The sequence below is a fragment of the Microbacterium sp. MPR-TSA4 genome (assembly GCF_058792815.1).
The window spans coordinates 40696-54609 of the sequence record NZ_JBXAFF010000013.1 but is presented as its reverse complement, the minus strand read 5'-3'; the positions used below and the strand labels follow the sequence as shown (position 1 = coordinate 54609).

Here is a 13914-nt window from a genome sequence, read left to right as displayed (position 1 = left end):
ATCGGGAAGGACGACCCGCGTGGATGGCGTGTGCGACATCCCGGCAATCGCCGAGGTATGTCAAGCCGTAGGAGCAGGGGTCACCTCTCTCGTCGCCGCGCCCTTCGACTGGCTCGCACACACACTCGCGTCGACGGCGGCGTGGTTCTTTCAAGCCGTCTGGACGGTGTTCGATACGACCACCCTCGTCGACGTCACCGGAGCCCAGTACGTGCAGGTCTACAACCTGCTCTTTGGCGTCGCCCTGTTCGTCATGCTGGTGTTCTTCTGCCTGCAACTGATCACCGGGCTCGCGCACCGCGACCCGACCGCGCTGTCACGAGCTGCCGTGGGCCTCGGCAAGTCCGTGCTCGGATCGTTCGTCGCGATCGCCCTCACCGCGACCCTGCTCGAAATCACGGATCAGCTGGCGATCGGGATCGTCCAAGCAACGGGGAACACGATGGAAGGGATGGGTGACCGGATCGCTCTGATGGCGACCGGGCTCGTCGCGATCAACATCGCAAGCCCCGGCGTCGGCGCGATCATGACCATATTCCTCGGTGGGCTCGCGATCGCCGCGACCGCGATCGTGTGGTTCTCGCTCCTCATCCGCAAAGCTCTGCTGCTGGTGGCGATCGTGTTCGCCCCGATCGCCCTCGCCGGATTCTCGTGGGATGCTGCCCGCGGTTGGTTCGGCAAATGGGTCGCGTTCGTCGTCGCCCTCGTCTTCTCGAAGCTCGTCCTCGTTGTGCTGTTCCTCGTCGCGATCAACCAGGCCGCCGCACCGATCGATCTGGACCTCGCCTCCATCAGCGACCCGGTCGCCGGCGTCGTGCTCATGCTCGTCGCAGCCTTCGCCCCGTATATGACCTACAAGTTCATCTCCTTCGTCGGCGTCGACATGTACCACGCGATGTCGACCGAGCAAGAGGCAAAGGGTGCACTCAACCGCCCCGTGCCCGTGCCGGTGACACCCGGGACGGCGCAGTCGGCCAAGTCGATCCTCGACGGCGGTGGCCAGTCGGGAGGAGCGTCCACGACCGCCGCATCCGGCGCCGGGGGCACCGCCGCCGGGTCCGGAGCCGGCGCGGGGGCGTCGGGGGCGGCCACCGGTGCGGGATCATCCGGTGCCGCTACGGGCGCCGGTGCCTCAGGCGCCGCGGCGGCGGCCGGCCCCGCCGCCGCGGTCGTCGTCGGCGCCCAGGTGGTCGGCAAAGCAGCCGCCGCAGGCCCCAAGCTCGGCAATGCCGCCGGAGCATCAGCGATGGGCCAGGCCGAAGGCGCCGCCCCGGTCCAGGCATCGCCCTTGCCGTCGGGCACGCGAGTCGCTGAGCAACCGTCCGCACAGCTGCGCACACCGGCGCCGCCCCGCACCGCGACACCCCCTCCGCGATCGACTCCCGCCCCGCTCGAAAGGACGACGGCATGACAGCGAACAACGCCCCTCGGGCGAACCAGTTGCATCCGATTCAGTTCTCGCGGCTCCCCAAGCGAGGCGTGATGCTCGGGCTTTCGCTGGCGCAGCTCGTGACGCTCGCCATCGGACTGGTGGCCTTCACCAGCGCCGTCTACACGGGCGGCGGCAACCTCTTCGTCATCACAGCCCCGATATGGGTGACCAGCGTCGTGCTCGCCTTTGTCGCCGTCGGCGGCCGCAAGCTCATCGAATGGGTGCCGATCTCAGTCCGATGGATGTGGCGGAGCATCGGCGGGCAACTGCACTTCCGTGCGGACCTGGTCAAGCCGCGTCCTGCCGGCACCCTCGCGCTCCCGGGTGACGCCGCGGCGCTACGCGAGTGGGTCGACCCTGAGACGGGCGCTGCCATGATTCAAGACCCTCACGCTCAGACGCTGACGGTGATCGCCGGCATCACGCATCCGGCGTTCGTACTGCTCGACAGCGGCGAACAGGAACGTCGCGTGACGGGTTGGGGCCGTGTGCTCGCCACGGTGTGCCGCTCGGGGCGCATCGCGCGCGTCCAGGTTTCGGAGCGGACCGTTCCCAGCTCTGGCAGCGGGCTGGCGGAATGGTGGACACTGCACGGCATCGACGATGAATCCTGGCCCTCGGTGACTTACAGGGAACTCATCGAACGTGCCGGGCCGGCAGGTGAACGGCACGCGACGACAGTGTCCCTCGCGCTCGACATGAGGGCCGCCGCACGGCAGATCCGCGCCGCCGGGGGCGGCATGAAGGGTGCGGCGAGCGTGCTCCGCCAGGAGATGACGACGTTTGCCGCGGCCCTTCGCGCGGCAGACCTGACACCCACCGGTTGGCTCACACCCGGTGAGGTCGCAGTCGTGCTGCGTTCCGCATACGATCCCGCAGCCGCTCCCGCGCTCGAGCGACACGGTGACATCGGCCGGTCCCTCGCGACCGCCGGTCCCCTCGCGGTCTCCGAAACCTGGGACCGGCTGCACAGCGACTCGGCCCATCACGCGGTGCTGTGGATCTCGGAGTGGCCGCGGTCGCAGGTCTACCCCGGCTTCCTGTCTCCGCTGCTGCTCACCTCAGGCATCCAACGCACATTCACCTTGACGTGCACACCGGTCCGTGCCGATCTTGCCGCCCGGGACATCCGCAAGAAGAAGGTGGGCCTGCTCTCGGACGCCGCGCAGCGCGCGAAGATCGGCCAGATTGAGGATGCCGCGCGCACCGCCGAGTACAACGACGTGCTGCAGCAGGAGTCCGATCTGACGGCCGGACACGGCGTGCTGCGATTCACCGGGCTCATCGCCGTGTCGGCGCCGACCGTCGACGAACTCGATGCGGCGGTCGCGGCCATCGAGCAAGCGGCCGTGCAAGCCGCCTGCGAGACGCGACGGCTCGTCGGGCAGCAGGCGCAAGCGTTCGCCGCCGCCGCCCTGCCTCTCTGCCGATCCGTGTGACGCGCGGGGACGCACGAAGTACCTGACTGACGACTCTCTCGCAAGGGGACGCAATGCCTTCATTCCAAGACCCCGTCAGCGACGGCGCAGAAGCGTGCACGGCCCTGCGCGCCCTCGCCCACGCCACACGCACCTTCGACAACCCGGCACAGACGTACGAGGTGGTCGGCGACCTGCTGGGCGGACTCAGATCGCTCGAACAGGTGCTCGATCAGCTCGCTTTGGCGCACACCAACGCCGACGCGATCGCCCGCACCGACGACGGCGACCACTGGGCAGGGGTCGAGGAAGCCCACGCCGCCGCCCTCGCGCTACGCCGCGCATCCACTCTGGTCGCGAGAGCCGGCCTTGCCCTCGACCGGGCATCGCAGCACTCCGGCCGCATCGCGTGGGACTCCCTCTCGACCCCCGAGCCGGTCTCGGAGTCACTCGTGCCGCGCGTCAACGCCGCCGACTCGTTCCAGCCCACCGGCCTGTTCGGTACCCACCACTCCGTTCCGAGACCGCACCGTCGCGACGGGATGACGCTATGAACGCGCACGAAGGCGAACGCGTCCACACGACCGTGCTCGTGGATCCCGCGGGCGAACGCCGAAAGGAGCGTCACGCCCGGCGCAAGGCATCCCGACGCCTCAACGCCACCGCACGCGCCGCCACAACCGCCGAGGGCCGTGCCGAAGCGGACGCATTACGCGCGGAGCAGCGCGCAACCACTTACCTTCCCGAATCCGGCGAGGCGCGGCCCGCAGCGCTTCGAACTCCTGGGCACCTACGTCTGCCACGCCATCAAGACACCAGCGCCACGTTGGCGGGCGCCTACCCGTTCCTGGCCGAAGGTGGCCTCGGGTCGCGGGGCGTCTTCGTCGGCCAAGACCTCTACTCGGGTGCCTCGTTCGTCTACGACCCGTGGGTGCTCTACTCACTCGGGATCATCACCGCGCCGAACATCGTGCTGGCCGGGATCGTCGGCTCAGGCAAGTCGTCGCTCGTGAAGAGCCTGTACACGCGCTCTATCCCCTTCGGTCGCCGGGTCTACGTGCCGGGGGACCCGAAAGGCGAACACACCGCCGTGGCGGAAGCCGTCGGCGGACAGGCGATCGTGCTCGGGCACGGCATGGCGACCCGGCTCAACCCTCTCGATGAAGGGCATCGCCCAGCTGGCCTGTCCGACGAGAGCTGGGCCGGGCAAGTCGCCGCGCGTCGCCGCGACCTCATCGGCGCGCTCACCGAAACAGTGCTCGATCGACCACTCAGCCCACTCGAGCACACGGCGATCGACCTCGCTCTCGCCGAGACCGTCCGCTCGTGCGACACACCGATCCTGCCGATGGTCGTCGAACGCATCCTCTCTCCTGACGCCTCCCAACGCGCCGACCATCGGCTCGTCGAGGACGGCCGGGTCGTCGGGCACGCGCTGCGTCGGCTTGTTGCTGGCGACCTGGCCGGGCTGTTCGACGGGCCCAGCACAGTCACTTTCGATCCCAGCCTTCCGATGATCTCGCTCGACCTCTCGCGCGTCGCAGAGAACGCGACGCTCGTCTCGGTGCTCATGACCTGCTCCTCCGCGTGGATGGAATCCGCTCTCCTCGACCCGCACGGCGGGCAGCGGTGGGTTGTCTACGACGAAGCCTGGCGACTCATGTCACATCCCGCGCTGCTGCGCCGTATGGATGCGCAATGGCGCCTCGCCCGCCATTACGGGATCGCGAACCTCCTCGTGTTCCACAAGCTCTCCGATCTCGACAACGTCGGCGACCAGGGCTCCGCGATGCGCGCCATCGCCTCATCGCTTCTCGCCAACGCGGAGACCCGAATCATCTATCGGCAGGAAGCGGATCAGCTCGGGGCGACAGCGACCGCGCTCGGCCTGACGAGCACCGAGCAGGGCCTGCTGCCGGGCCTGGCTACCGGTCAGGGTCTCTGGCGGATAAAGGACCGCAGCTTCGTGGTGCAGCACCAGATGCATCCCGCAGAGCTCGCCGCGTTCGACACAACGAGCCGCATGACGGAGGGCGTGAGATGAGCACAGCACACGCAGTACGAGATCGATCGGACGTCATCCGCGCCCCCGCGGCTCTTCCGGTCATCAAGATGACGATCGCGCCGGACGGCACGATGACCGTCGCCGTCGACGGGACACCGTTCGAACCGCCGCGCTTCGGACCATCCTGGAACCGCGCGTCCTTCGCGGAGATCATCGACACGGTGCTGCGGGCGCACGGGTCGCCGGTGCGCGTCGTCATCTACGAGACGGATGGCGCGGTCTTCACCGACCTCATCACCCGGCCGCTGCGGGGCTCGATCACGTCGAGCGCACCGCCGCGTTCTCGGGGCGATGCGCGAAGAGCAACGGGCGAGCTCGTCTGCGCTCCCGAACCGCTCATCGAGGCGGCGCCGTTGATCGCGCCGCCTCGCGTCGTGCAGGGCAATGAGGGCTTCCTCGCCGGCGAAGAGGTTGCCGTCGCGATCATCGTGCGGCACGTCAAGGCATCCGCAGACGGATCCGCACGCGCACTGCTGGAACCGGACCTCTGCCGGGCGAGCGCCACTGGCGAGGTCGTCCTGGCCGGGCGCATCTCCGGCACGTGCGTGTTCGGAAGCATCACATGACCGGCAGTGGCGGTGTCAATATCTCTGGCCGCGACGGCCTGACAAACCTCGCGCTCCTCGCCCTCGTCGGGGTCGTCGCCGTCGCCGGCGTGTTGCGTGTCGCGGGCAACATCGCCGCGTTCCTCTCAGGTGCCGCGCAGCCGACCGGGGGCCTTGCCGCCGGGCTGGGTGTCTTCGGCTCCGCCGCTGATCCGGGAGTTGCGCTCGGCTCCCCCGGACTCAATGCCGCGGCCTACTGGGCCGTCGTGGCGGTTCTCGTGACGCTGATCTCCGCCGTGGGATGGTGGGCGTGGCGCGGCATCCGAAATCACATGCGGCACACCGGGCCCGACCCCAACCACATCGCCGGCATCGCCTCCGCGGCCGAGATTCGCCGCGCTGCCTCCGATCACTCTCTCCTGTCGAGGGCCGCGCACCTCCGGGCATCTGTCGCAACGCCACGGCCCGAAGACGTCGGCTACCTCGTCGGCACCGCGCGGGGAACGAAGGTGTGGACATCGGTGGAGGACTCCATCCTCGTGATCGGCCCGCCCCGCTCGGGCAAGGGCGCCCACATCGTGATTAACTCGATCCTCGACTCACCCGGCGCGGTCGTCACGACCTCCACCAGGCCCGACAACCTCACGACCACCATTCGCGCACGGATGAGACGCGGCCCGGTCGCGGTGTTCGACCCGCAACACCTCGCGCCGGGCGTACCAGCAGGCCTACGGTGGTCGCCAGTGCGCGGCTGCGAACTCCCCCTCACCGCGATGATCCGCGCTTCCGGCCTTGCCGCCGGTACAGGCCTGTCGGGCGCCGGTGTGGAGAACGGCGGGTTCTGGGAAGGCAAGACTCGCACCGCCCTGCAGGCGCTCCTGCATGCCGCGGCGCTCGACGGGCGCTCACCCGCAGAACTGTTCCGCTGGACGCTCGACCCGGCCGCGGCGAAGGATGCCGTCGCTGTCCTGACCTCCCACCCGGCAGCCGCGACGGGATGGGCCGAGTCGCTCGCGGCGATGATCGACGCAGACCCACGAACCCGAGACTCGATCTGGCAAGGCGTGTCGTTGGCGTTGGGTGCGCTGGCCGACCCACGCGTCCTCGACGCCGTCAGCCCGAGCGAAGACGAACAGTTCGATCCGGAGAGCTTCCTCCGCCACAACGGGACCCTGTACCTCCTCGCAACGGGAGCTGGCGCCGGGGCCTCCTCGTCCCTCGTTGCCGCGCTCGTCGAAGACCTCGTCGAAACAGCCCGCCAAGTCGCCGCACGATCACCGGGCGCGCGCCTCGACCCCCCACTGCTGCTCGCGCTCGACGAGGTCGGCAACCTCGCGCCCCTGCCCTCACTCCCCGTGCTAATGGCGGAAGGTGGAGGCACCGGCATCACCACGATGCCCGTGCTCCAGTCCCTCGCCCAGGCACGGCAACGGTGGGGTGACAACGCCGCTACCGCGATCTGGGATGCCAGTATCGCCAAGGTCGTGCTCGGCGGAGCGTCGGGATCGCGAGATCTCCAAGACATCGCCACCCTGATCGGTGACCGCGACGAGATCACCGACTCGATCACCGTCGGCGAACGTGGCATGCGCTCCAACCAGCGCTCGACACGCCGGGTGCCCATCATGCCGCCGGACGTCATCCGCACGCTGCCATACGGCACGGCGTTGCTGCTGCTGAGGTCGGCACCACCGATCGTCACGCGCATGCGCGAGTGGACCGCGCGCCCCGACGCGACATCACTGCGCACCGAACGGGCGCAAGTCGAAGAACAACTTCAGCGGGGATAGCCGACGCACCTTCCCGCTAAACGCCGACCAGCCGCCTCTCGTAGGAGCATCCGATGACCATCCACACCCAGCAATCACTCTCCGGGTTCCTCGCGTCGGAACCGCAGCTCGCGTTCAACGCGAAAGGCGAAGCACGCTTCTGGGCGCGCATCGGCCAGGAGCACTTCGAACGCAACGACGACGGCACGTTCACCCAGACCGAGACCACCTACCACGACCTCGTCATGTTCCGGCGAAACGCGGAACGGGCTTACGCGATGTTCAACAAGGGCGATGCCTTCATCGCCGAGGGCTACACGCACACGTCGACCCGGGAAGTGGACGGCACCACGGTCGAATCCGAGGAGTTCGTCGCGAAGCGCCTCGGACACGACTCCGCCCGCACGAACTACACCCTGCAGCGCCGCCGCAACACGCTTCCGCCCGTGGCGGCAGCCGCGCCTGCGCCCGCAAGGCCAGCTGTCCAACCGCTCGCCCGCTGAGACACCCGATGACCGTCGACGAGCCTCTCAGCTTCCCCGGGTACGAGTTCGAGCCACCGCTGCCAGACGGCCCCGACGCTGAGCCCGAGGGCCTGCCGAACGTCCCCCGCCCGGTGAACTGGAATCTACTCACCTCCGACCAAGCCGCATTCGAGTGGGTCGAGCTCGACCGCTGGGTGAACTGGCTGCGCCGCACGTACGGCATCGGACCATCGATCATCCCGCCGCTGTGGCATCGCCACGCAGAACTCGTCTGGGAGCTGTCCGCCCTGCACCTGCACTGGCTGTGCGCCTACGACGAAGAGCAGCACGGTTCCGCCCCTCTCGGCTGGCACCGTGACTTCAGCGAGGCTCGCGATCGCCTGCACGACTGGGTCGCCGCCTGCGGCTCCCGCCTCGATCGCGATCGGGCGACACGTCAGACGGCGTGGCCAGGCGAGGATCCAACGCCGTCGGTGGAAGAGATCACGATCGACGACCGGGCAGCCGACTTCCGCCGATTCGTCGTCGAAGACGTCGCGCGTCGGCGCGCAGTTGAGGACGCATTCATCGCGGCTGAGACCCACCGTCCAGAGTAGTTTCCGAGGCCTCCTCGCCATTCCGGCGTATCAACGGGAAGTGGCATGCGACGCTTCTCGTGATGCGGCGGGTGGCGGCGCAGGAGGGCGAGTCGCTCACGCATTCGAAGTCTGAGAAGCGTCGGCGCTCGTCCCTACGCTGGGAGCATGACGTTCACCGCGCTGCACCGGGCGCTCGGCCTCACGCCGTGCCCGCTGACCGACGAAATCCTCGATGGTGCGATCGCGGCGGGGGTCGCCGAAGCGAACGATCTCGATTGGAAGTCGGAGCTACCGCCGGCGAAAGGCCTGCCGCAGACGGACTTTCCGAAGGACGTTGCGGCGATGGCGAACAGCGGCGGCGGGGTGATCGTGTTCGGCGTGCGCGAGTCGCAGAAGGCTGCTACCGAGCGAGTCGATGTAGGAGAGCTCGACGAGGCATACGAGCGTTCCATACGGAGCGCGGCGATCACCGCCATCTCGCCCCCTGTCTTCGGACTCAACGTCCATCGCCTCGGCGTGGAAGGCAATCGCGCCGTGGTGGTGGAAGTGCCCGCGAGCATCGACGGGCCACACCTGATTTTCAAGAACGACTACTTCGCAGCCCCAGTCCGGAACGATTCTGACACCGTGTGGATGAAGGAACGCCAGATAGAAGCGATGTACCGGGCTCGCTTCGAGGAACGCCGACACGCCACTGAGGCGTTGGACGCGCTGTTCGACGAGGCCGCAGCAGGACGGGATACCGACAACCGCGCATGGCTAATCGCGGTGGCTCACCCACGTATCCCTCGCTTCCGCGACCGACTCACGCGCGAGGAAGCACGAGCGGTGTTAACAAAGACCGTAGGGTTGGCCCTCATCTACGCCGGGCGCGGAGGCGTCCACCCTCTGGAAAACGTCGACCTCGACAACCCGCGTCCCGGATTGCGCCGCTGGGTCGCCATGAACAAGGCAAGCGATGAACGCTCTCTCTGGAAAGAAGCTTGGGTGAGCATTCACCACGATGGTTCCGTGACGATCGCCGCGGCGGTCGGCGGGCATCGTATGAGCAGCGACGCCTACTTCGAGGGCTGGCAGGTGCAATCTGCCGCCATTGAGTGCGCCATCGCCGACCTCATGGCCCTCACGCGGACCACAGCCGAGACGATCGACAACGACGAGTACGACTTGCGTCTCGGGATCCAGTGGACGGGTGGTCAACCGTTGACGATCCTGACGACGGACAACATGGGTTTCACCTATGAGGGCGTGTCGGTGCCACTGCACCGCTACACCCGGGTCGAAACGACCGTGAATGTCCTCGAGCCGCCAACGGACTTCTATTGGCACGTGCACGACTTCGCCCAGGATTGCGTCAATCAGGGCGGCATCACGAACGTGCTCATGATCCAGCCACCTTCTCGCGACGAGCCTGCATAGTCGGCTCCGTCAGAGCTGGATGTCGTGGTCGCGCTTGGCCAAGTCCGCCGTCATCCACTGGAACATGGGGAGCGATGAGGTGAGCGAAGAAACGACGCCGCCGCGATAATGGGCATTCGCTACCTCAAGGGCGCGGCGGCGCGGCTCGGTATACACGTCGAGAGGGAGCAGCCCCGCCCGAAAGCGCGCCCGCGAAACCTCGGCGACTCGCGCCCGCAGCTCAAGCTCGTGATCTGCGAAGTACACGTCGGCGATGGCCAGAATCTCACGGGCCACCCGGCGCGCCTCTGAGTGTTGCTGTAGTGCGTGCACCAACTCTCGTGGAGTAGGCACGTCCTGATCCCTGATCCGCGCCATCTCGTCCCCGGTGCGCCTGCGGGCGAAGAACGCATCTGCGGCGCTGTCGTTGTGGCGCCGCTCCGCTGCCAGGACGCGGTGGAGCCGTCGGTCTGGCAGTCCGGCACGAGCGCGACGACGCTGCAGACGCCTGGCCTCGTTCTCACGCTGTCGATACGACTCCTGCTGGGAGGGACTGGGTGACCACTCGGTTGCGCGCCCGGCTGCGCGCGCCCGAGCGACCGAGCGCCGACGGGCCTCGTTAGCCTTCTCGGGATCCGCGGCCTCTCGCTCCCGCCGCCGCTCGGCGATCGCTTCACGGTTTCGGTAGTAGTACTCGCGCTGCGCCTGCTTGTACGCCTCTGGATGCTTCTGCTTATAGCGCTCGCGTGCCTGCTGACGTTCCTCCGGATGCTGTCGTGCCCATTCCTTTGCCCGCTCGATGCCCTTCTGCCGCCGCTCCTTCTCATCTCGCTCGCGTTGCGCGCGCCGACGCTCGCGCTCGCGGTTCGTCTTGCGGATGTACTCACGGTTTCGCTCCCGGTAGTCGGCGTAGTAGGTCGGGTGAGCGTCGTTCCATGCCCTCCTCTGCGCGGCCAGCCGGGCCGAGCGCTCGTCTGGATCGAGCGGGTCACTCATCGTGGCCCACCGCAAGTACGCCGCTGAGTTCAGCGAGGGCGGTGAACAGTTCTTCGCGCGTCGCGGTCGGGTCGATGATCGCGCGCGCGACCAACACCCGCATCCGCGCCCGCTCGACGTCAGACACATCGCCGAGTCGCGCCATGCACCACTCAATGTCTTCGCCCAGATGGTACGTGGGGTCGTCGACCTCGATGTCCGGGTAGTAGAGGAAGGCGAGCACCGCAACGTGCTCGAGGACGGCGTCGACATGCTCTCGATCGGTCATACCTGTAGGTGCGCGAACCACTCCCACCCTGCGGCGATCAAGCCTCTTTCGAGAACGCACGTTCCAGAAGTTCAGCCGTCGCCGGGTTCACCATCTCGTTGCGCCGGATGTAGTGCTGGACGGTGATCTTTGGATCTGTGTGGCCCAGTAGCTCCGCCGCAAGCTCCACGCCGGCCCGCTCATTGATCGCCGTCGCGACCGTGCGGCGGAATGCGTGCGGCGTGACCCCGGTGATGCCGGCGAGCTCCATGACCCGTCGAAGCTGGCGTCGCACGTTGTTCGTCGTGAGGGGCGTGCCCTCTCGGGTACAGAACAGCAGCGCGTCGAGCGACGCATCGCTGAGTCGGGCCAGACGTCGACGGACGGCCTCGGCCGTGAACGTCGGAATCGCGACTGTGCGCCGAGACTTCGCGGTCTTCGGGTGGTCCTGCCGTTGGGTGGGCTCACCCTTGTTGCTGACGATCGTGCCAGCGATGCGAACTGAGGGCACCGCGCTCGTGATGTCGACGTCGCGGCGTCGAATGGCGAGCACCTCGCCGATGCGCGCGGACGTTCCGAGCATGACCTCGACGATTGCGCTGAGCTGCCCGTCGGGCTTTGGTCCGGATATCGCGCGGCCAGCCTCCCACACGGCGATCGCCGTGCGGATGGCAGTCACTTCGACAGGGGTCAGCGCATCGGGCGTGCTTGTCTGCCGAGTCAGTCGAGCGACGTGGTCCATTGGATTGCGCGGCAGGACCTCATGTCGCACCGCCAGGCCGAACGCCAGGCGAAGCACGACGCGCGCGTGCTTCGCTCGGCTGTAGCTTCGCTTGTTCAGCTGCTTGAGGAGTTGATCGCAACGTGCGACGCCGATCTCGCGCAGCGTCAGGTTGCCGATCGCCGGCATGACGAGGGTTCGCATGTTGCGCTCGTACAACTGCCGTGTGGTCGTCGACACCCGGCCCTCCTGATCCACGTCGTCAAGCCAGTAGTCGACGAGTTGTGAGAACAGGCTGTCGGGCGTGAGCACGGAAGTAGAGGGCTGGAAGAAGCTTCTCGTTGAGAACTTCACCTTCAGCGTGCGTTCGGCGAGAGCAGCCGTCGCGGCAGTGACCTGGACCTGCCTCGTGCGGCCGTCCCAGTCGCGGTAGCGAGCCCGCGCGACCACGCGGCCCCCGGCGGCCGGCAGAAATCCGATCTCACCGAATGTACCGATCGCAAGCCGCTGCCGGCTCATCGGGTCACCGCCGATCGGCGAGTGGCGACGCTTCGGGCTCTCGCTGAGCGTCGACCCAAGCACGCACGTCCGAGACAGCGAACGTCAGATGCTTGCCGTATCGGTGAGCTCGCGGTGCACGACCCTTCATCCGCCACTCGTAGATCGTCGAGACGGGAACGCGAAGATAGGCGGCGAGCTCGTTGATGTCGAGAAGCTGCTCCAAGCCCCACATCTCGAGGGAGAGGCTGTCGTCTGCGTTCATACCAGATAGGTGCGCCGGGCGTCGCACGATCAATCGGAGACAACCGCCGCGAACTCGCGCGTGCCGATGCCGACTGATTGCCGAGGCGCCGAAGACGGTCAATTAGGTAGGAATTCGGTGACAGGGTCATGTTTCACCAACTAAGAAGTCCCGGGAACCCTTAGGTTCCCGGGACTCTCCGGTCGGGATGACAGGATTTGAACCTGCGACCCCTTGACCCCCAGGTAGACGGTTCGGCCTGGTTCCTTGATTTTCCGGGGACCCCTGCGACTCAAACGGCGTCATTTCACGTCATGGATTGCATGGTTTGCATGCTTCAGGTCCCGGCCAGGTCCCGGCTCTTGGCAGCTGGCAACAACTCCGTCGGCGTTTTCGGGGGGTTTATGGAGGAACTCTCGAAGAGCGTCACACAGGAAGGTGCGTCCCGGGTCGCGCGTGATCAGAGGAGTTCGCGCGCGTTCCTGTTCCTCTTCTATAGAGAGCGGTGAATAGGGAGGTTCCCCTTCGCGCCCGCTTACACAGAGGTGTGCCAAGGTCTCGCGACGATTGAAAGCCGCTCAGCCGAAGGCGCCGCCGACGGCGAGCGATGTGAAGGCTTCCACGACTCCGCCGACGGCAGCGGTGAGCACGGGCAGCCCGATCTTGTCGGCGGCGGCCCGCAGTTTGCCGACCTTCCTGACAACCTCACCCGTTTCCGGCGCTTCATGCTCGGCTGCAGCGCGCAGTTCCTCAACCGCACGGAGCAGCTCGGCACTGTCGGTGCCGGGGACCTGCTCGGCGGCTGCGCGCACGCCGTCGAGCAGCTGAATCGCTTCCTTGAGACTGATCCCCTTAGTACTGGCACGAGCCTCGGTACCGATCGCCGTCGGGCCGTTGGAAGCGTGGATCGTCGTGTTGTACTGCGTGCCGATGTGCTGACTCACGGCGGCATCAACCTGATCCTTGCGAGGCAGTTCGGTGAGCGGGGTGGAGGCCGTCAGGTCGGCTATGACGTCGACGAGCTGGGTTCGAATCTGGCCGAGCACGCCAGCGATGGCCGATCCGGAGATCGTGAAGGACATACCGATGATTTGTTGGAAAGGCGATTCGAGCTCCTGGTTCCACACCATCTGCGCATACGCCAGGCCGGCGCTCGTGAATGAGACATCGCCCAGGGTCACTAGTCGTTCGAGCTCCTCAACGGGTTGCCGTAACGGAAAGTGCTCGGGCACACCCTTCTGAGCCTTCTGAGGCAGCTCGATGCGATGGAACTTCTGGCCCTGGACGTGGGTGTTGCCGCTGATCGAGTTGACGGAGATCGGCGGAGTGGGGAGGCTCCGGTAGGGCGGTACGTCGACGCCTTCTTCGTAGCCATTCAGCTCGTTCCGTGCCCATTGGCGCAGGGAGTCCGACCCCGTCTCGGCGCCGAGCAGCAGGCACTTGCGCAGCAGGCCGGCGAGCGGCTCGGACTCATCGAGCGCCGTCTCGCGGAGGGCACGCAGCAGAGAGTCGGTCATG

14 protein-coding genes are annotated in these 13914 nt (G+C 67.1%); 9 read left to right on the top strand and 5 right to left on the bottom strand.

The window, feature by feature from the left end:
• Positions 1-19 precede the first annotated feature (19 nt).
• The 9 genes from AC1Q49_RS07780 (at position 20) to AC1Q49_RS07740 (ending at position 9711) form a co-directional block, all read left to right on the top strand.
• The gene (locus AC1Q49_RS07780) at positions 20-1411 is read left to right on the top strand and encodes a conjugal transfer protein TrbL (RefSeq protein WP_082808095.1); all 1392 of its coding nucleotides are present in this window, start codon (positions 20-22) and stop codon (positions 1409-1411) included.
• On the top strand, positions 1408-2871 hold the full coding sequence (locus AC1Q49_RS07775; protein WP_060960674.1) for an SCO6880 family protein: 1464 nt from the start codon (positions 1408-1410) through the stop codon (positions 2869-2871). The genes AC1Q49_RS07780 and AC1Q49_RS07775 overlap by 4 nt, the downstream gene beginning before the upstream one ends.
• 53 nt (positions 2872-2924) lie before the next feature.
• Positions 2925-3404 (top strand): hypothetical protein, encoded by a 480-nt coding sequence (locus AC1Q49_RS07770; protein WP_060960675.1) that lies wholly within the window; start codon positions 2925-2927, stop codon positions 3402-3404.
• A complete protein-coding gene (locus tag AC1Q49_RS07765) occupies positions 3401-4894 on the top strand; it encodes a putative type IV secretion/conjugal transfer ATPase (RefSeq protein WP_060960676.1) in 1494 nt (497 codons plus the stop codon). Before AC1Q49_RS07770 ends, AC1Q49_RS07765 begins: the two co-directional genes overlap by 4 nt.
• A gap of 68 nt (positions 4895-4962) precedes the next feature.
• Positions 4963-5481 (top strand): hypothetical protein, encoded by a 519-nt coding sequence (locus AC1Q49_RS07760; protein WP_060960677.1) that lies wholly within the window; start codon positions 4963-4965, stop codon positions 5479-5481.
• Entirely contained in the window at positions 5478-7250 is a 1773-nt protein-coding gene (locus AC1Q49_RS07755) for a type IV secretory system conjugative DNA transfer family protein (RefSeq protein ID WP_492491432.1), read from the top strand. Before AC1Q49_RS07760 ends, AC1Q49_RS07755 begins: the two co-directional genes overlap by 4 nt.
• Positions 7251-7303: 53 nt before the next feature.
• The gene (locus AC1Q49_RS07750; protein ID WP_060960679.1) at positions 7304-7732 is read left to right on the top strand and encodes a single-stranded DNA-binding protein; all 429 of its coding nucleotides are present in this window, start codon (positions 7304-7306) and stop codon (positions 7730-7732) included.
• A gap of 8 nt (positions 7733-7740) precedes the next feature.
• Entirely contained in the window at positions 7741-8310 is a 570-nt protein-coding gene (locus AC1Q49_RS07745; protein ID WP_174524690.1) for a hypothetical protein, read from the top strand.
• A 147-nt stretch (positions 8311-8457) separates the two neighbouring features.
• Positions 8458-9711, top strand: a complete 1254-nt coding sequence (locus AC1Q49_RS07740; RefSeq protein ID WP_375992801.1) for an AlbA family DNA-binding domain-containing protein — start codon at positions 8458-8460, stop codon at positions 9709-9711.
• A 9-nt stretch (positions 9712-9720) separates the two neighbouring features.
• On the opposite strand, the gene AC1Q49_RS07735 is transcribed toward AC1Q49_RS07740, so the two are convergent.
• The 5 genes from AC1Q49_RS07735 to AC1Q49_RS07715 all read right to left on the bottom strand — a co-directional run bounded on the left by AC1Q49_RS07735 (position 9721) and on the right by AC1Q49_RS07715 (position 13913).
• Positions 9721-10686 (bottom strand): hypothetical protein, encoded by a 966-nt coding sequence (locus AC1Q49_RS07735; protein WP_060960681.1) that lies wholly within the window; start codon positions 10684-10686, stop codon positions 9721-9723.
• A complete protein-coding gene (locus tag AC1Q49_RS07730; protein ID WP_375992805.1) occupies positions 10679-10909 on the bottom strand; it encodes a hypothetical protein in 231 nt (76 codons plus the stop codon). The genes AC1Q49_RS07735 and AC1Q49_RS07730 overlap by 8 nt, the downstream gene beginning before the upstream one ends.
• 82 nt (positions 10910-10991) lie before the next feature.
• Positions 10992-12173: a tyrosine-type recombinase/integrase gene (locus AC1Q49_RS07725; RefSeq protein ID WP_060960683.1), complete on the bottom strand. Its 1182-nt coding sequence runs from the start codon at positions 12171-12173 to the stop codon at positions 10992-10994.
• 4 nt (positions 12174-12177) lie between these two features.
• A complete protein-coding gene (locus AC1Q49_RS07720) occupies positions 12178-12417 on the bottom strand; it encodes a helix-turn-helix transcriptional regulator (protein ID WP_167626542.1) in 240 nt (79 codons plus the stop codon).
• 557 nt (positions 12418-12974) lie between these two features.
• Positions 12975-13913, bottom strand: coding sequence for an AbiTii domain-containing protein (locus tag AC1Q49_RS07715; protein WP_191008737.1), 939 nt, complete (start codon positions 13911-13913; stop codon positions 12975-12977).
• Position 13914: the final 1 nt, after the last annotated feature.

Excerpts from the sequence above, each read along its gene's own strand:
- AC1Q49_RS07775 (WP_060960674.1), top strand. The coding sequence starts at position 1,408 with ATGACAGCGAACAACGCCCCTCGGGCGAACCAGTTGCATCCGATTCAG.
- AC1Q49_RS07770 (WP_060960675.1), top strand. The coding sequence starts at position 2,925 with ATGCCTTCATTCCAAGACCCCGTCAGCGACGGCGCAGAAGCGTGCACG.
- AC1Q49_RS07765 (WP_060960676.1), top strand. The coding sequence starts at position 3,401 with ATGAACGCGCACGAAGGCGAACGCGTCCACACGACCGTGCTCGTGGAT.
- AC1Q49_RS07760 (WP_060960677.1), top strand. The coding sequence starts at position 4,963 with ATGACGATCGCGCCGGACGGCACGATGACCGTCGCCGTCGACGGGACA.
- AC1Q49_RS07755 (WP_492491432.1), top strand. The coding sequence starts at position 5,478 with ATGACCGGCAGTGGCGGTGTCAATATCTCTGGCCGCGACGGCCTGACA.
- AC1Q49_RS07750 (WP_060960679.1), top strand. The coding sequence starts at position 7,304 with ATGACCATCCACACCCAGCAATCACTCTCCGGGTTCCTCGCGTCGGAA.
- AC1Q49_RS07745 (WP_174524690.1), top strand. The coding sequence starts at position 7,741 with ATGACCGTCGACGAGCCTCTCAGCTTCCCCGGGTACGAGTTCGAGCCA.
- AC1Q49_RS07740 (WP_375992801.1), top strand. The coding sequence starts at position 8,458 with ATGACGTTCACCGCGCTGCACCGGGCGCTCGGCCTCACGCCGTGCCCG.
- AC1Q49_RS07735 (WP_060960681.1), bottom strand. The coding sequence starts at position 10,686 with ATGAGTGACCCGCTCGATCCAGACGAGCGCTCGGCCCGGCTGGCCGCG.
- AC1Q49_RS07725 (WP_060960683.1), bottom strand. The coding sequence starts at position 12,173 with ATGAGCCGGCAGCGGCTTGCGATCGGTACATTCGGTGAGATCGGATTT.
- AC1Q49_RS07720 (WP_167626542.1), bottom strand. The coding sequence starts at position 12,417 with ATGAACGCAGACGACAGCCTCTCCCTCGAGATGTGGGGCTTGGAGCAG.
- AC1Q49_RS07715 (WP_191008737.1), bottom strand. The coding sequence starts at position 13,913 with ATGACCGACTCTCTGCTGCGTGCCCTCCGCGAGACGGCGCTCGATGAG.